The sequence below is a fragment of the Pannonibacter sp. I15F10I1 genome (assembly GCF_900185665.1).
GTDB lineage: Bacteria > Pseudomonadota > Alphaproteobacteria > Rhizobiales > Stappiaceae > Pannonibacter > Pannonibacter indicus.
Window position 1 is genome coordinate 54,807 of sequence record NZ_FYAN01000015.1, and the last position, 16,118, is coordinate 70,924.

The 16,118-nt window shown below is 66.0% G+C and carries 12 protein-coding genes and 1 pseudogene; 5 read left to right on the forward strand and 8 right to left on the reverse strand.

Features of this window, described 5'->3' with window-relative positions:
• Positions 1 to 17: 17 nt before the first annotated feature.
• From IF10I1_RS10940 to IF10I1_RS10950, 3 genes are all read right to left on the reverse strand, one after another.
• Positions 18 to 4,403 carry an S-layer family protein gene (locus IF10I1_RS10940; RefSeq protein ID WP_186424489.1) on the reverse strand — a complete coding sequence of 1,462 codons (4,386 nt, stop codon included), beginning with the start codon at positions 4,401 to 4,403 and terminating at the stop codon, positions 18 to 20.
• Between the two features lie 92 nt (positions 4,404 to 4,495).
• Entirely contained in the window at positions 4,496 to 6,274 is a 1,779-nt protein-coding gene (locus tag IF10I1_RS10945; RefSeq protein WP_244293726.1) for a ShlB/FhaC/HecB family hemolysin secretion/activation protein, read from the reverse strand.
• 490 nt (positions 6,275 to 6,764) lie between these two features.
• Positions 6,765 to 7,670 (reverse strand): LysR family transcriptional regulator, encoded by a 906-nt coding sequence (locus IF10I1_RS10950; protein WP_186392287.1) that lies wholly within the window; start codon positions 7,668 to 7,670, stop codon positions 6,765 to 6,767.
• Between the two features lie 99 nt (positions 7,671 to 7,769).
• On the opposite strand from IF10I1_RS10950, the gene IF10I1_RS10955 reads away from it, so the two are divergent.
• Together IF10I1_RS10955 and IF10I1_RS10960 are read left to right on the forward strand one after the other, a co-directional pair.
• Positions 7,770 to 8,633 (forward strand): alpha/beta fold hydrolase, encoded by an 864-nt coding sequence (locus IF10I1_RS10955; RefSeq protein ID WP_186392288.1) that lies wholly within the window; start codon positions 7,770 to 7,772, stop codon positions 8,631 to 8,633.
• 184 nt (positions 8,634 to 8,817) lie between these two features.
• Entirely contained in the window at positions 8,818 to 9,195 is a 378-nt protein-coding gene (locus IF10I1_RS10960; RefSeq protein WP_186392289.1) for a nuclear transport factor 2 family protein, read from the forward strand.
• A gap of 35 nt (positions 9,196 to 9,230) precedes the next feature.
• Here IF10I1_RS10960 and IF10I1_RS10965 read toward each other — a convergent pair whose 3' ends face one another.
• Together IF10I1_RS10965 and IF10I1_RS23145 are read right to left on the reverse strand one after the other, a co-directional pair.
• Positions 9,231 to 9,563 carry a type II toxin-antitoxin system HicB family antitoxin gene (locus tag IF10I1_RS10965; protein ID WP_019965475.1) on the reverse strand — a complete coding sequence of 111 codons (333 nt, stop codon included), beginning with the start codon at positions 9,561 to 9,563 and terminating at the stop codon, positions 9,231 to 9,233.
• Positions 9,560 to 9,646 (reverse strand): annotated as a pseudogene (locus IF10I1_RS23145) (HicA protein); the annotation flags it as partial. The pseudogene IF10I1_RS23145 and the gene IF10I1_RS10965, both read right to left, overlap by 4 nt.
• 339 nt (positions 9,647 to 9,985) lie before the next feature.
• On the opposite strand from IF10I1_RS23145, the gene chrA reads away from it, so the two are divergent.
• Together chrA and IF10I1_RS10975 are read left to right on the forward strand one after the other, a co-directional pair.
• The gene (chrA, locus tag IF10I1_RS10970) at positions 9,986 to 11,203 is read left to right on the forward strand and encodes a chromate efflux transporter (protein WP_186424490.1); all 1,218 of its coding nucleotides are present in this window, start codon (positions 9,986 to 9,988) and stop codon (positions 11,201 to 11,203) included.
• Positions 11,204 to 11,219: 16 nt separating this feature from the next.
• Positions 11,220 to 12,104, forward strand: coding sequence for an aminoglycoside phosphotransferase family protein (locus IF10I1_RS10975; protein WP_186424491.1), 885 nt, complete (start codon positions 11,220 to 11,222; stop codon positions 12,102 to 12,104).
• Positions 12,105 to 12,168: 64 nt separating this feature from the next.
• Here the strand turns inward: IF10I1_RS10975 and IF10I1_RS10980 are convergent, their stop codons facing one another.
• On the reverse strand, positions 12,169 to 13,596 hold the full coding sequence (locus IF10I1_RS10980) for an SLC13 family permease (RefSeq protein WP_186424492.1): 1,428 nt from the start codon (positions 13,594 to 13,596) through the stop codon (positions 12,169 to 12,171).
• Between the two features lie 70 nt (positions 13,597 to 13,666).
• Between IF10I1_RS10980 and IF10I1_RS10985 the strand changes: the two genes are divergently transcribed.
• Positions 13,667 to 14,533, forward strand: a complete 867-nt coding sequence (locus IF10I1_RS10985) for a helix-turn-helix domain-containing protein (RefSeq protein ID WP_186424493.1) — start codon at positions 13,667 to 13,669, stop codon at positions 14,531 to 14,533.
• 321 nt (positions 14,534 to 14,854) lie between these two features.
• Here the strand turns inward: IF10I1_RS10985 and IF10I1_RS10990 are convergent, their stop codons facing one another.
• Positions 14,855 to 15,589, reverse strand: a complete 735-nt coding sequence (locus IF10I1_RS10990) for a metallophosphoesterase (protein ID WP_186424494.1) — start codon at positions 15,587 to 15,589, stop codon at positions 14,855 to 14,857.
• Positions 15,590 to 15,607: 18 nt separating this feature from the next.
• Positions 15,608 to 16,072 (reverse strand): nucleotidyltransferase domain-containing protein, encoded by a 465-nt coding sequence (locus IF10I1_RS10995; protein ID WP_186424495.1) that lies wholly within the window; start codon positions 16,070 to 16,072, stop codon positions 15,608 to 15,610.
• Positions 16,073 to 16,118: the final 46 nt, after the last annotated feature.

A 16,118-nucleotide genomic window follows, 5' to 3' on the forward strand; every position in this document is an offset into this window, starting at 1 on the left:
GGGGGAGTCCAAGCCTCTCACTCGCCCCTTTCATCCTCGATCAGATCCGTGCCGGTCATGTCCTGCGGGGTGCTGCCGAGGGAGGCGAGGGTGAGGGGGGTGGTCTGACCGGTGGGGGAGAACAGCCCGCCGAAGATCGACCAGCTGCTGACCACGCGCGAGACGGTGCCTGGCTGGCCCGCAATGCCGGGGATCTGTGCTTGCGGGGTGGAGGGCAGGGGTGTGGGCTGCCCCGGGCCAGCGGGGGGCAGGACCACCGGACGGGGGGCGATGCCGGCCAGCGCCGTGGCGGTGCTGCTGGCGAGGGTGTAGTTCATGGCGTCCGCGCCGCCGAGGCTGAGGCCGCTGATCAGCACCGTCTTGCCCGTGCCCGGCTCTGCATCGGCGAAGACGCCGTTTGCCGTTGCCACGCTCAGGGTGTCGCCCGTGACCATGCCGTTGAAAAGCGCGACTGATGTGTCGAGCGTGGCAGTCACCGTGCCGTCTGCCGTCTTGTTGAGGGCGGCAATACCGCCGATGCTGGAGATGACGGCCTGGGTCACATCCCCCGTGACGGTGCCGGGCGTGATGCTGACCGTGTAGTTTCCGGCCGCCATGCCGCCGAGGGTCAGGCCCGAGACGGTGATCAGCTTGCCGGTGCCCGCATTCTTGTCTGCATAGAGGCCAAGGGCGGTGGCAAGGCTCACGTCATCGCCGAGGATGATGCCGCTCAGCTGCGCGCCGGTCAGATCCAGCGCCACCGCCGTGGTGCCGTCATAGATGCGGGTGAGGCCCGAAACGCCGGTGAGGGTGAGCGCCTTCGGCGTGATGGTAGCCGCCGTTGAAACGTTGAAGCTGTTCCCCAGCGCATTGGCCAGCTCGTAATTGCCAGCGTCTGCACCGGCCAGAGCCAGGCCAAAGACGGAGATATCCTTGTTCGTGCCCGCCGACGGGTCGAGGAAGGCGGCTGAGCCCGTGAGGGTGAGCGCGTCCCCGCTGACAAAGCCCGTCAGGACTGCGCCGCTCGCATCCAGTGTGGCGGCATCGCCCCCGTCATAGACCTTGCTCAGCGCGGAAAGCCCGCTGACGGCGGAGATGACCGCCTTTTCCACATCGCCCGTGACCGTGCCGGGGGTGACGCTGACGGTGTAATTGCCCGCTTCCGCGCCGGTCAGCGTCAGGCCCGAGATGGTGATGATCTTGCCGTTGCCCGCGTTCTTGTCCGCATAGGCGCCAAGGGCGGTGGCAAGGCTGACGTCATCGCCCATGACCACGCCGTTCAGCCCGGCAAAGCTCTGGTCGATCGTCACTGCCGTGGTGCCGTCATAGGTGCGGGTGAGGCCGGCAAGGCCCGTGACGGTGATGGCTTTCTGCGAGATATCTGCGGCGGCCGCGAGCTGGATCGTGTTGCCGATGCTGGCGTCATATTCATAGTTGGCCGCATCGGCACCGGTGAGGGTCGAGAGCGTGACTTCGACCGTCTTGCCCGTGCCGGCAGAGGCGGTGAGGAAGGCGGCGGTGCCGTTGAACGTGAGGTCATCCCCGCTGACCATGCCGGTGAGGATCACGCCGGAGGTGTCGAGCGTTGCCGTTGTGGTGGCATCATAGACCTTGCTGTCCACGGCAAGGCCGCTGATGGATGTGATCACTGCCCGTGTGACATCAAGCTCCACCGCCGCGTCCGTGAGCGTGTAATTGGAGGCAAGGCCCGTCCCGTTGCCAAGCGTAAGCCCGTTTGTGTCAGCGGTGAAATACTGGTCCGCATTCCTGCTGGCGAGGGTCGCCGCGCCACTGAGGCTCAGTGTCTCGCCATTGGCAAGGTTGCCCAGAACGATATCCGAGGCCGAGAAGCTGGTGCTGCCGTTGTAGGTCCGCGAGCCTGTGAGGCTGACGGCACGCGGCGTCACCGTGACGCCGCCCGTGCCGAAGGCGAGGTAGAAGTCGGCCACCGTCAGGCCGCCTGTCAGGTCGAGTTCGACCATGTTTGGCTCTGACCAGGCGTAGGTGCCCGCATTCGTCGTGCCGGTGATGGCGCTGCCCACGTCAACCGAGACGGAGATGCCGGTGATGCTGGTGGTCAGGCTGCCCTGAAAGCTGCCCGTGTCGCCATAGGCGCGGGAGAGATCTCCGGATACCTTGATGTAATTGTCGTAGAGCGCCTGCGTGGACAACGCCCGCAGCTCCGGCAGACCGCCTGCCTTGGGCGAGCCCCAGATGCTGGCAAAGTCCCAGCCGTCTTCGATGTAGAGGAAGGGATCGAGAAGCTCGGTGGCCGTCTTGCCACTGCTGGCGAAAGAGGGTTCCGGGCCTGCCGTGGCGGCGTTGTAAAACACGTTGGACACATTGCTGCCGCTGCTGCCAAACAGTCCCTGGTTTCCGGAAACGCTGCCTGTGGCGTAGCTGTAGCTGATCGTGCCGCTGTTGTTGCCAACGAGCGCGCCACCCTCTGTTCCCGAGACGTTGCCGGTGGCATAGGAGTTGATGATCACGCCATCGCTGCCGGTTGTCCCCACCAGCCCGCCCACCTGAAACCTGACGGTGGAGGCATTGCCGGATGCATAGGACTGGCTGATGGTGCCGCTGTTGAGGAAGCCCACAAGCCCGCCGAAGGCCCCCAGCACTCCCCCGCCGAGAACGGCGCCGCCGCTGACGTCACCGCTGGCAAAGGAGCGGGTGAGGGTGGTCTGAAACATGGTGCCAACCAGCCCGCCCGTCGCGCCCGTGCTGCCGGCCACCGTCGCGGAAGACCAGAGGCCGGAGAGGGTGGAGTTCGCCGCCCAGCCCACGGCACTGCCAACGCCGGAACCGCCGGTGACAGAACCCGTCACGCCGAAATTGCTCAGGCTGGCGCCTGATGTCAGCCCGAACAGGCCGATGGCCTGTGTCGAGGGCCGGTTGATATGAAGGTTGGAGACCGTGTGCCCCAGCCCTTCAAAGGAGCCCGAGAAAGCAGTGGTGAAGTTGCCCAGCGGAGTGAACCCCGCGCCGCTGTTCCAGCCCGATGTGGCCGAGGCGTCAATATCGCTGCCGAGCACATAGCGCCCGGCAAGGTTGCCGGCGATGCCCTGCAGGTCCGTGCCCGTGGTGCTGCCTTCCGCGCCGAGGCTGGTGATGATCGTGTAGCTGTTGACCGCGCCGTCGCTGCCCAGCTTCGTGGCGAAGCTGCCGGTGGAAGCAAGATTGACGGGGGCGCTGACGGTGTAGGCGGCCGTGTTGCCCGCCTCTACCGCGCCCTGGCCATAGTGCAGCGCCAGCCCTGCCGTGGCCGTGCCGTTCAGCGTGGCGTTGATGGCAATGTTCCGGTCGGCCCTGAGGGTGAGGACATTGGCGGCCCAGTTGATCCCTGAGGACACGGTGATATCGCCCGCATCCGCTCCCGCGGCGGCGGTTGAGACTTCCACATTGCCGCTGGCAAGGCTTGCCTCAATGACGGCCGCCATATCCGCGTCGATGTTGATATCCGTGGGGTCGATCAGCCAGTCGCCGCCGTCCGTCTCGACCTTCAGCGTCTTGTCGAGCTTCACCTTCTTGGCGGAAGTCTCGACGAATTTGGCCTTCAGCGACCCGCTGGCGTTCGTTTCATCGCTGCCCAGCAGCAGGATGCGGCCATTGCGCGATCCGATGGCCTTGGCCTCCACCGTGCCGGTGTTGTTGACGATACCCTTCTTCGCCTCCGAGGCGCCCCTGGCGGTGAGAATGGCGGTGCCGCCATCGGCCTTGATCAGGCCGCTGTTTTCCGCCAGCGCCTCCATGGTGGAGGCCTTCACCTCCACCGAGATCAGGCCGTCGCCGTCAAAATCCAGCAGCACATCCGTTCCGGCGGCAAGGGCTGTGTCCCCCGTGATCGTGCCGCTGTTGCGCACGGTGGGGGCGATGAGGGCGACAACCGCGCCGGACACTTCGCCCGCATTGGTGACGGAGCCGCCGCTGCCGGTGAAAGTGAAGTCATGGGCCAGAAACCGGCTGTCGGTGATGCCGAGCGTGGAGGCGACGAAGGCTCCCGTCTGCACCCGCCCGCTGGCGCCGATGGCGATGCCGTTGGGGTTGATCAGGAACACCTGGCCATTGGCATTGAGGTTGCCGAGGATCTGCGACGGGTCTTGCCCCGTGACGCGATTGAGCGCCATGGACGAGGCGCCCGGCTGCACGAAATTGACCGTCGCGCCGCTGCCGATGGAAAAGCTGTTCCAGTTGGTGATCAGCTGATTGCTGGTCTGCGTCACCGTCATGGTGTTGCCCGAGGTGCCGATGCTGCCCGTGCCCGCCGCGATGGTGCCGCCGGTGGGCAGCTCCTGCGCCTGCAGCAGGGAGGGGGGCAGGATCAGCCCGGCGCCAAGCGCACAGGTGGACAGCAGCAGGGTCAGATGACGCCGGCGCGGGGAAAGAGAGCCAGCCGGAGAGACGTTGTTACGGGAAAGCTGCATGGCACCAGTCCTCATGCTGAGGCTTCGGGAGGATCATGCCTCCCGCCCAGAAACTTCTTTTGCCGCACTGGCGTGCGAAGGGTGTGGCCGCCTCAGAAGCGGATGGCCCCCGTCAGCCAGAACTGATTGTTCAGGGACTTTCCGTCCGTGTTGCTGCCGTCCGCCGGGCTGCGGCCGGGGTTGTCCCCGATGGCATGGGCCCAGGTGGCCGAGATATTGAGGTTCTCGCGCGTCCAGCGGGCGTAAAGCCCTGCACCGCCAAGGCCATAGCTGTTGCAGGCGCAGGCATTGGCGAGCGGTATGCCCCGCTCGAAGCGGTTCACCACCACCTGTCCGGCATCGGCAAAGGCGGCCAGTTGCACGTTGCCATATCTGGCATCCACCGGCAGGTCGTAGCGCAGTTCCACGCTGCCCAGCACGCCCATGTCGCCGCGCCCTTCACCCACCGGATAGGCACGCACCGCATAGGGCCCGCCGAGGGAGAACTCCTCGGACGAGTCCAGATTGCCATCGGCCAGCTGGCCATAGCCCCGGGCAAAGAGCGAGAAGGCCCCTTGCAGCTTCTGCACCCGCGCCGCGCTGGCATTGACCTTGTTGAAGGCCCCGGCGGTGCGCAGGCCCGCCCGGTCTGCCGCCTCCGCCGAAGGCTCGCCGGAAAGATCCACCGTGCCGGTGGTCCAGCTCAGGGACAGGGCCGTCAGGCCGCCGCCCAGGAATGCATCGCGCGCTTCGCCCGAGACACCGAATGTGCCGGAGACGGACTGCTTGTCCGAAAGCCGCCCGGCGCGGCTGTCATCCACCAGCGACTTCCAGTTCACCCCGGCCGAGGTGGAGACGGAAAGCCTGCGCGTGGTCATGAGCGCATAATCCAGCGTTGCCCCGGCAAAGTCCGCCTTGCCCTTCAGCCCCAGCAGGCGGCCCGTGTCATCCACGTTGCGATAGGTCAGGTGGCCATAGCTGGCGCTGAGCGTGAAGGGCGAGGCCCACAGCGGAACACTGGCCGACAGCGACCCGAAGCGCTGGCCTTCCGAGCCCGACAGCGTGACGCGGCTGAGGTCGCCGTAGCCGGTGGCGTCAGTCAGCAGTGCCGTGCCGGTGCCCTGTATCCGCCCGGTGGACCAGGAGCCGAAATTGTCGGCGGACAGGCTGCCCGAGAGCAGCGGGTCCTGCGTGGTATCGATCACAAGCCGCGTGGTGCCGGGTGCTGCGCCCGGCATCAGCCGTGCCCTTGCGGTGACGCCGGGATGGGCATTCATCCGCAGAAGCGCGCTTTCCAGCTGCGCCTGCGTCAGATCCTCGCCCGCCGTTTCCTGCTCCAGAATGGCGCGCAGCCGCGCTTCGGAGGCCCGCATGCCTTCCGCCCGTTCAAAGCTCGCCTCTTCCAGCCGGCCTTGCCGGATCTCGATGGTGATCACCCCTTCGGTGATGTCCTGCGGCGGCAGGATGGCGCTGGCCAGCAGATGGCCTTGCGCCTGCAATGCCGCCGTCGTCTGGCTCGCCAGCGCCTGAATGCCGCCGATGCCAAGCCGCTTGCCCTTTCCGGCCGCGATGATGGCCGCCTGACTGGCGGGCGGCAGAAGGTCCGCCCGGCCGGTAAAGCGCAGGCCGGTGACAAGGATGGTCTGGCCTTCGTCCGAAGCGGTGACCGGCCGCCCTTGCGGGCTCTGCGCCGCCGCCTCCGCATCCATCCCCGGCAGGGGCCGCTGCATGTCCAGCCGCCTCTGTTGCTCCCGCAACAGACTGCCCGCATCCTGCGCGGCAGCAGGCATGCCCGCGCCGCCCATTGCAGCCACCAGCGCCGCCGCCGCCAGAGGCCGCGCCACACCCCGCCGCCCGGCGCACCGTTCCGTCAGTGTTCCCCAAATCGTCACAAGCAGATGATCCCCGTCCCGGACCGGCCAGCCAGACCATGTCTGACACCTGTTCACCGAAACTGCCGGAAACAGCCCTGACTTGCATGTCCAAACTTTGCATGTATCGGCAAAACTGCGGTGCCGGGGGATGATAATGCGGAACACCGCATCCGAGCCGGCGACGGCATCGCATGGATACAAGTTCCATAAGATAGATTACGCGATAAGTCGCGGTGGAGGTAAGGTTAATGGGACGTTATGAGAGAGACGCGGCATTCGCCGGTCTCTGACTGGCCATCGCAAGCGCTGGAAAGGCGGCCGCTGCACTGAAGCGGTTATTTCTGACAGCCCCCGCTGACCATGAGTGCGAAACTGACTAGAAGCGTGCTGACGTTGCCCCCCTGCCCGCGGTTCCAACGGCGTGGGAGATGGCGGAGGCGAGGTCCGTAGCGGATCGGGGTTCTGCCGCAGGCGGCGGGATGACGATGGGGCTGGCGGCGTCCTTCTGTCAGGGGCCGCCGAAGGATTTGCGCTTCAGCAGCGGCTGGGCGTGGTCAATGAAGGCACGGGTGGCTCTGCTGGCGGTCTTGCGGGGCTGAAACACCATGTGCACCGGCACCGGTTCGGTTTCGTAGCGCTGGAGAACGGCAACAAGGGACCCGTCCGCAATCTGCCGCGCGACCTGATAAGACAGGGGCCGGACGAGACCCAGACCGCGCTCTGCCGCCGTGATTGCGGCTGCCGCGCTGTTGAGGGAAAGCCGGCATGCGACCCGGACCGAACGGACGCGGCGGGACGAGGGGCTTTCACGGTAGCGCCAGAGTTCATGCGTGCCGGCCTCGTTCAGGCCGATGCACACATGGTGCTGCAGACCGGAGGGATGATCCGGCGCCGGATGTCTCTCCAGATAGGCCGGTGCGGCGCAGATCAGCGGGCGCACTTCGCCCAGTTTCACCGCGCTCAGCGAAGAATCCGGCAGGTCTGCCAGGCGGACGGCCACGTCCACACCCTCCCCGGTCAGGTCCACCATCCGGTTCAGCAGCAGCACACGCACCTGCACATGGGGGTGGGCCTCCAGAAAGCTTTCGACCACCGGCATCACGTGCAGCCGGCCAAACAGTTCCGGGGCGGTGATCACGATGCTGCCATGGATTTCGGCCTCTTGCGCCGGATGGTCCAGGCGCCCGAGTTCATCCAGAACCGCCATATAGGCCGTGGCATGACGGGCTCCTGCCTCCGTCACGGCGAAGCGGCGCGTCGTGCGGTCGAGCAGCCGTTCACCGGCCGTTGCCTCCAGTTGCGCAACCGCGCGGGTCACGGAGGCCGGAGAGCGGCCCAGCCTGCGCGCCGCCGCCGCCAGAGAGCCTGCTTCCACGGCTGCTACAAAGATCGACATGGCTTCAAGACGGTCCATCAGAGTTTCCAATTCTGCAATCAAGACTTTCAGATTGGCCATATTATGCCGGAACTTGAAACACATTACCTTCTCCGGGAACACAAAATGGAGTTGGTGATGTCCACGAGATACAAGTTCCAGACGGCCGGTGGCGTGGAGGTTTTCTACCGCGAGGCGGGCCCCGCCAATGCGCCGGTCATCCTGCTGCTGCATGGTTTTCCCACGTCCAGCCACATGTTCCGCGATCTGATCCCGCTGCTGGCGGACCGGTACAGGCTTGTCGCGCCTGATCTGCCCGGCTTCGGCCAGACCAAATCCCCGCCGCGCGGGGCGTTCGGCTACACGTTCGACCGGCTTGCCGGTGTCATCGAGGCTTTCACCGAGGCCCTGTCGCTCGACCGCTATGCGCTCTATGTCTTTGACTATGGTGCGCCGGTTGGCCTGCGGCTGGCCCTGCGTCATCCTGAGAGAGTGACGGCGATCATCAGCCAGAATGGCAATGCCTATACTGATGGCTTCAGCAGCGAATGGGGCCCCTGGGAAGACTATTGGCGCGTTGACAGCGAAGCGAACCGGGAGGCCTGCCGTCCGTCCCTGTCACCGGACACCATCCGGATCTGGCAGTACGGAACCGGAGCAGACCCGGAACGCCTCTCCCCCGATGGCTATGAACTCGACATCGCCTATATGGCGCGGCCGGGTGCCGAAGAGATTCAGCTTGATCTGATCCGGGACTACCGCAGCAACGTGGCCCTCTATCCGGACTTTCAGTCCTATTTCCGCGAACACCGCCCGCCCCTTCTGGCGGCCTGGGGGCGCCATGATCCGGCCTTCATTCCCGCTGGTGCCGAGGCCTACAGGCGCGACCTTCCGGATGCGGAGATCCATCTGCTGGATGCCGGCCACTTCGCCCTTGAGACCCACGCAGATGAAATCGCGGTTCTGATCCGCAATTTCCTGGGGCGCGTCCTTCCCGGCTGAGGGGAACCACAGATCGGGCCTTATCATCACCGCCTCCGGCAGGGCCCGGCAAAAATATCTGTTGCGGGAAAACCGCCCGTTCCGGGGCGCCTTGACAGGACGGCTATACGGACGGTGCGGCCATGCAGCCGTCAAGCGGCTATGGTAGATGATCAAGGGGATGACTCTTGCCGGAGTGCGATTGATGGGACGTCTGCCTGATCCGATCGAAACCTATATTGATGCCTATAACCGCAAGGACGTCGAGGGCATGCTGATGTGCCTCGCCGGGAACGTGGTCTTTCAGAACATCTCCGGCGGCGAGGTGACCGCGGAGGCGCTGGACAAGCAGAGCTTTGCGCAGATGGCGAGGTTCGGCGCATCCGCATTCGAGACCCGGCAGCAGAAGGTTGTGAACGCGATTACCGTGGCGGGCACCACACTGGCCGAGATCGACTATACGGCGGTCGTGGCAACCGACCTGCCGAACGGATGGAAGGCTGGCCAGAAGCTCGCATTCTCAGGCGCATCCGCCTTCCGCGTCGAAGGCGGAAAGATCATCAGCATCGTCGATGAAAGCTGAGGTCTGGCGCCTGCCGGCAACCTCTGCCGGGTCGATCACCCCGCAGCCCGGTCGAGCACTTCTTCGGCCCACTGGTTCAGGCTCTTGCCGGACAGTTCGGCGGCCTGTGCGGCCTTGCGGTGAACCTCGGGGCTGATGCGGAACATGACCTGCCCCGAATAGGATTTCTGCGGCTCCTTGCCGATCCTGGCGCAGGTTTCGATATAGTCCTCGACAGCCTCATGGAAGGCTTCGCGCAGGCCTTCCACCGTGTCAGCATGAAAGCCCACCGTATCGCGGATGCCGGCAATGCGGCCGGTCAGGATGCCGTCCTCGTCGTCATACTCGATCCGGGCTGCATAGCCCTTGTAAGTCATGGTGTTGCTCATGGCCTGACCCCGATCCGGTCCAGAAAATCGCGTGCATCGCGCACCTGGTACCGCTTTGCTTCCTTCGCGGGATGCGGGCGGTAAGCATGCTTGCTGTTCGGCGAAAAAGGCTAGGAAATGCCATCAAAAATTGCAAGGGTGCTCGTGTCTGTGCCGTCAAGATCATCCGGCCATCTGCAAGCCATTGACTTGTGCAGATCCTCGGCACAAGGCCGAGGATGACGGATGGAGAGGTTGCAGGGCAGTGAACATTCTTCGGGTTTTTGATAGTTGCTCTCAATGCGCTTCACTCGCCGGGAGCGGTTTCAAGCCGGTTTACGCCCGTCTCCGCAAGGCCAAGTATGGTATAGCCATCGTCACGCAGCTTTCACAAGACTACGGTTAGTGGGCACCTGACACTCTTGAGGAGACACCGGCGGGCGATGACCAGCGGAGCGGGTACGGAAGAGGCTGCGAGGCCGGAGGGGACGGCCAAAGAGGTGTTCGGGGTTTTCCTGAAGCTGGGGCTTACGTCCTTCGGCGGGCCCATTGCCCATCTTGGCTATTTCCGCGATGAGCTGGTGACGCGGCGCGGCTGGCTGACGGACCGGGCCTATGCAGACCTTGTGGCGCTGTGCCAGTTTCTGCCGGGGCCTGCCTCCAGTCAGGTGGGCTTTGCGCTGGGGATGATGCGGGCCGGCTGGCTGGGGGCGCTCGCCGCCTTCACCGCCTTCACTTTGCCCTCGGCGCTGGTGCTCTTCGTCTTTGCCATGACGGCGGCGCGCATTTCCGGGCCCTTGGGCACGGGCGCGCTGCACGGGCTGAAGATCGTTGCCGTTGCCATTGTGGCGCAGGCGGTCTGGGGCATGGCGAAAAACCTCTGCCCGGACAAGGAGCGTGCGGCCATTGCCGTTGGCGCCGTCGCCCTGCTCGCCCTTTTGCCCGGCGCTGTTGGAATGGTTGCAGCAATCCTGCTGGGGGCCAGTGCCGGTCTGGTGCTTGGCCGGGGGCAAGGGGCAGCTGCCGCCCCGCCTGCCCCCCTGCCCGTCACGCGGCGCGTGGCCCTTGCCGCGCTGGCCGTCTTTGCGGCGCTGCTGGTGCTGCTGCCGCTGCTGGCGGGGCACAGCCAGAGCCTTGCGGTGATGGACAGTTTCTACCGCGCCGGAGCGCTGGTTTTCGGCGGCGGCCATGTGGTGCTGCCGCTGCTGGAGGCGGAGGTGGTGCAGCCCGGCTGGGTGACGCCGGATGCCTTCCTTGCCGGTTATGGCGCGGTGCAGGCGATGCCGGGGCCGCTTTTCACCTTTGCCGCCTATCTCGGCGCGGTGCTGGGGCCTGCGCCCAATGGCCTTGCGGGGGCGGGGCTGGCGCTTGTCTTCGTGTTCCTGCCCGGCTTCCTGCTGCTGGTGGGCGCGCTGCCCTTCTGGGACCGGTTCCGCACCCTCGCCCCGGCGCAATCGCTGATGCAGGGGGCCAATGCCGCCGTGGTGGGCATTCTGGGCGCCGCGCTCTATACGCCCGTCTTCACCAGCGCCATCGGCGGGCTGCCGGATTTCACCCTGGCCCTCACCTGTTTCGTGCTGCTCGTGGCCTTCAAGGCCCCGCCCTTCGCCGCCGTTGTGCTGGCCGCTGCAGGCGGAGCGGTGTTGACGGTTCTGGCATGAGAAAAAGGATAAGCCGATGCATGCAGATGATCTTCCCGTCACGGATGCCTTGATCCATGCGCTGCTGGCCCAACAGGCCCCGCAATGGGCGCATCTGCCGGTCTCCCGGGTGGCCTCCGCGGGCACGGACAATGCGCTGTACCGGATCGGGGAAGATCTGGTGCTGCGCATTCCCCGGCGCCGGTCCGCGGTGGAACTGGTGACGAAGGAGCTTGACTGGCTGCCGCATCTCGCCCCCCTGCCCCTCACCATTCCCCGGCTGCGCACCCGCGGGCATGCCGGGCCTGAGATGGGCTGCGAATTCGGCATATTTGACTGGATGGAGGGCGAGGTTGCCACGCCGCAGAACATTGCCAGCGTGACGGACGCGGCGGTTGCGCTGGCCGGGTTTCTGAAGGCGCTGCACCGCAAGCCCGTGGAGGGGGCGCCGCTGGCCGGGCCGGTGAACAAGCTGCGGGGCATCCCGCTTGCGGATATGTCCGCGCAGACCTTTCCGGCAATCGAGATGGTGCGGGACGAGGTGGATGTCACGGCGGCCGTGGCGCTGTGGGACAGTGCGCTGGCGGTGCCTTTCGAGGGGCCGGCCGTGTGGCTGCATGGGGACCTGAAGGCGGACAACCTGCTGACCCTCAAGGGACAGCTCTCCGGCGTGATCGACTGGGGCCTTTCGGCCGTGGGCGACCCGGCAGCCGATTATGCCACCGCCTGGTCCTGGGTGGATCCTGCCGCGCGCGATACCTTCCGCCAGACCCTGGAGCTGGACGAGGGTGCCTGGCTGCGCGGCAAGGCCTGGGCGCTTTATGGCGCCGTCATTGCCCTCAGCTATTACCGGGGCGGCCGGAACGAGCCGCTGTGCCGCCAATGCCGGCTCACCCTGTCCCGCCTCGGGCTGTTGCTCTGATCCAGCGTTTGACCCGGCCTTGCGCATTACGCCTTGAAGAGGCGCCGGCGCCGCGGGCTTGGGCCTACACCCAGCCCAGCAGCCGCCACCACAGATAGTCGAGCGGCAGAAGCAGCAGCAGGGTGATGGCGGTCAGCGGCAGCAGCAGCCGGGTGAGATGGGTCAGCCGCTCGCCCGACATCTGCATGGCGATGATCAGCGGCGCCACCTGATAGGGCAGCAGCACGGTGGAGAAGCCGGGCACCTGCGTCATCAGCACCGCATCGAGGCTGAAGCCGCTGGCCGTTGCAAGGTCCTGCGCCATGGGCGTCAGCACCGCCGGAGCGCTGGGAACCGTGGCCACGAGACTGGTGCCGAAGCTCATCAGCGTCAGCGACAGGAAGTTGACGAGGCCCTGTGCGCCCGTCTGTGCCCCTGTTTCCGCCGGGGCCAGAGGCAGCACCGCCTGCAGCCCCTGCCCGATCAGGGTGCCGAGGCCCGACTGGTTGACCAGCGTGCCCACGGCCAGCGCACCGGCCACAAACAGCAGCGTGCCGAAATCGGCGGAGGTCTTGAAGGACTGCGGCGGCACGATGCCGATGCCCGGCAGCATCAGAATGATGGCTGCCGCAAGGCCGATCCAGGCCGGATTGATGCCATGCAGGCTGTCCGTCGCCCAGAAGCCAAGAGTGACCATCAGGATGATCGAGGTTTTCAGCCGCGCGGTGGCGGCATTTTCGGCCTCAGGCTTCTGCGGGGCGGCATCGGGCATCTGGCCGCGGGTACGGCTAACCTTCGCCGGAAAGAGCTTCAGCACCAGAAACACGATCAGCGCCGACTTGACGATGCCCAGCACCGGATAATGCAGCAGCAGATAATCGACATAGCTGAAATGCGTGCCGTAGATGGTTTCGGCCGCGCCGGACAGCACCATGTTGGGAATGTTGGACGGCAGGATGGCAAAGCTCGGCATGTTGCAGCCGATGGCCAGCACCACGGCAATGCCGATGCGGCCATTGGAGCCCGGTTCAAAGCCGCAGCGGGCGGCCAGCGCCATGCCCGCCGGAATGAGCGCCACGGCGCGGCCGACGGAGGACGGCATCAGGAAACCGAGGAACATGGCGATCAGCACCACCCCGCCGATGAGGCGCAGATAGCTGCCGGTCAGCATCGGCGCGAGGACGGCGGCCAGCTTGTCGCCCAGCCCTGACAGGCTGATGGCACTGCCGATGACGAAGCCCGAGACGATCAGCCAGATGGCCGCCGAGGAAAAGCCGGAGAACACCAGCGGCGCGGGGGCGAGTTTCAGGATCAGCGCCGCAGCGAAAAAGATCAGCGCCGCCAGATAGTTGGGCACGAGGCTCGTCGCCCAGAGCCCGAGCGTGAGGAGAATGATGGCCAGCATCTGCCCCTGAACCGGGCTCAAGGGCGCGGGCGGAAACAGGGCAATCAGCAGCGAAACGGCGATGAGGCCAAAGGCGAGCGCCTTGCGCAGGGGAATGGGGCTGGTCACGGCGGAACATCCTGGTCTGGTGCGGGAGGCCAAACTAGCTTCTGCGGCCGCAATGCGTTAGACCATCATCATGCCAATTGATGTCGCTGACACGCCAAATGTCGCCCCCTCCCCCACGGCCTTCGTGATCGACCCGGAGCGGCCGGTGCTGGCCCGGAGCGAAAGGCTGGCGCCCGGCTGGGCCGTTGCCCCGCACAGCCACCCCCGCAGCCAGTTGCTATGGGCGGTGCGCGGCGTGCTGCGCGTGTTCAGCGCGGACGGGGTGTGGATCGTGCCGCCGTCGCACACGGTCTGGATCCCCGGCGGCGTGCCGCATCACACCGTCTCGGAAACGGAAGTGGAGATCCGCAATCTCTACGTGGACCCCAGCGCGCTTGAGGGCCGCCCTGCCCTTTCGGGCAGTGCCTGCAGCGTGCGGCTGATGACGGGGCTGATGCGCGAGATCATCCTGCGGCTGTGCAGCATGGCGGGCAACGAGATGGGCAACGAGGCGGCAGGAAACGAGGCAGGTGGCCGCTCCAGTCATCACCGGTATCTTTGCGCCCTGGCGCTGGATGAGATCACGGTGCTGGCCGAAGCCCCCATGCATCTGCCCGGCGGCCACGATCCGCGCCTGCTGCGGGTGACGCGGCATCTGGTGGCCAATCCGGGGGATGGCCGGTCTCTGGCAGAGCTTGGCGCCATGGCGGGGGCCAGCATCCGCACGCTGGAGCGCCTGTTCCATGGGGAAACCGGCCTCACCTTCCGGCAATGGCGCAGCCGCTTGCGGCTGCTTTCGGCGCTGGAACTGCTCAATCATGGCCACAGCAGCACGGAAATCGCCCACCGTCTGGGCTATGGCAGCGCCAGCGCCTTCTCCGCCGCCTTCCGCAGCTACTTCGGCACCCCGCCCCAGAGCTTTCTGGCAAGGGGAGGGTTGCTGGTGGACCGGGAGTAAGGGGCCGCCGCTGGACCGCAGTGATGCACCGGCATGATGGCAGGGCCTCTCCGCTCCCCTCCCCCTCGTGAGGAGGGGTAAGGGGTGGGGGGCTCTGAGCCTGCAACTATATGAAAAATATCTATTTTCCTGATGATACATCAAGAGAAGCGATCGTCCGGAACCAATGGATGCTCTGCCAGACGGAAAGGCCATTCCCCCCACCCCTCACCCCTCCCCACGAGGGGGAGGGGGGCTGAAAGGCCGTGCCGGAGTAGCCAGATCACAGGCTTTTCCCAAGCCGGATGGACGGGGTGTGGGGAGCGGCCTTGAGCCGGTGTCTCACCTCATGCGCCCGGTCAGGGTGGCTGTTGCGGTGGCCTCACGGCCTGCCTGCCGGGCCTGGTCTGCGGCGGCGGCAAAGTCGTAGGGGATGGCGTGGAAGGTGGCGGCCCAGCCGTCCGCTGTGCGCTCCACCATGGCGTAGCGGGCATGCGGCGTGCCGGCTTCCATCACATGCGGCACGGGGGTGTCATCCGCATAGGCGGGCACGCCCACACTGCCGGGATTGACGATCAGCACCCCGTCCACCCAGGCAAGGCGCGGAATGTGGGTGTGGCCGCAGAGTACGACACGGGCGCTGCCGATGCCGGCAATGCGGCTGGCGATGGCTCCTTGCGTGTCCAGCACGGGAAAGCCCCGGCTGACATCTTCCAGCAGATAGTCAAGGTCGCCGCCCGCCGGGCTGCCATGGCAGGCGAAGACCTCGCCATCGGCAAGCGTCAGCGTCTGCGGCAGGCTGGCGATCCAGTCCATATGCGCCTGCGTGATGCGGGCTCTGGCGAAACTGTCGGAGGCCCCGGTTCCGCCCTCCAGCAGCTGGCGCTCGTGGTTGCCCGCAAGGGTCATGGCCGCAAGGTGCATCTGCCGTTCGGCGCTGCCGTGGGGATCATAGGGGCCGGAAACAAGGTCGCCGAGATTGACGATCGCGTCCGGCTGCTGCCGGGCGATGTGGTCCAGCACCGCATCGAGGGCAATCAGGTTACCATGAACATCGGAAATGACGGCAATGCGCATGCGATCCTCCCCTCTCCCTCAGAATACGCGGATCTCGTCGTCCGCGCTGCTGGCATAGGTGGCAGCGGAAACGGCTTTCTTGCGGGGGACGAGGGTGACCCTCAGATCATCCGGCAGGGAGGCGGTGATGATGTCGCCCACCCGGCCGATGCTGAGCAGGGACAAGCCCGCCTGCGGGTCCAGCTCATAGGAGAGGTTCACCTCCTGCCCGGTGGAAGGCTCGCCCCGGGCGAGCGGGCCGGTGAGATAAAGATGCAGGAGGCCGAGGCGCATCAGCCGCTCCTTCTGGGCGCGCAGAAGGTGGATGACCTCCGTCGCCGAAGGCTCGCGCCGGTTCAGCCCCTCCGTATAGTTGGTGAGCAGCTCGTTCAGAAGCTCCTGCACCTTCAGCCCCCGCTGCGCGGCGACGGCCTTGAACCTGTTCCTCAGGCTCACCGGCACGCGGGCGGAGAGAAAGGCGGTCTTTTCAGGTCCGTCTGTCATGCGGGGCAACCCATGAGCTCAGGATGCCGGCACATCCCGTCTTGAG

Excerpts from the sequence above, each read along its gene's own strand:
- IF10I1_RS10940 (WP_186424489.1), bottom strand. The coding sequence starts at position 4,403 with ATGCAGCTTTCCCGTAACAACGTCTCTCCGGCTGGCTCTCTTTCCCCG.
- IF10I1_RS10950 (WP_186392287.1), bottom strand. The coding sequence starts at position 7,670 with ATGGACCGTCTTGAAGCCATGTCGATCTTTGTAGCAGCCGTGGAAGCA.
- IF10I1_RS10955 (WP_186392288.1), top strand. The coding sequence starts at position 7,770 with ATGTCCACGAGATACAAGTTCCAGACGGCCGGTGGCGTGGAGGTTTTC.
- IF10I1_RS10960 (WP_186392289.1), top strand. The coding sequence starts at position 8,818 with ATGGGACGTCTGCCTGATCCGATCGAAACCTATATTGATGCCTATAAC.
- IF10I1_RS10965 (WP_019965475.1), bottom strand. The coding sequence starts at position 9,563 with ATGAGCAACACCATGACTTACAAGGGCTATGCAGCCCGGATCGAGTAT.
- chrA (WP_186424490.1), top strand. The coding sequence starts at position 9,986 with ATGACCAGCGGAGCGGGTACGGAAGAGGCTGCGAGGCCGGAGGGGACG.
- IF10I1_RS10975 (WP_186424491.1), top strand. The coding sequence starts at position 11,220 with ATGCATGCAGATGATCTTCCCGTCACGGATGCCTTGATCCATGCGCTG.
- IF10I1_RS10985 (WP_186424493.1), top strand. The coding sequence starts at position 13,667 with ATGCCAATTGATGTCGCTGACACGCCAAATGTCGCCCCCTCCCCCACG.
- IF10I1_RS10990 (WP_186424494.1), bottom strand. The coding sequence starts at position 15,589 with ATGCGCATTGCCGTCATTTCCGATGTTCATGGTAACCTGATTGCCCTC.
- IF10I1_RS10995 (WP_186424495.1), bottom strand. The coding sequence starts at position 16,072 with ATGACAGACGGACCTGAAAAGACCGCCTTTCTCTCCGCCCGCGTGCCG.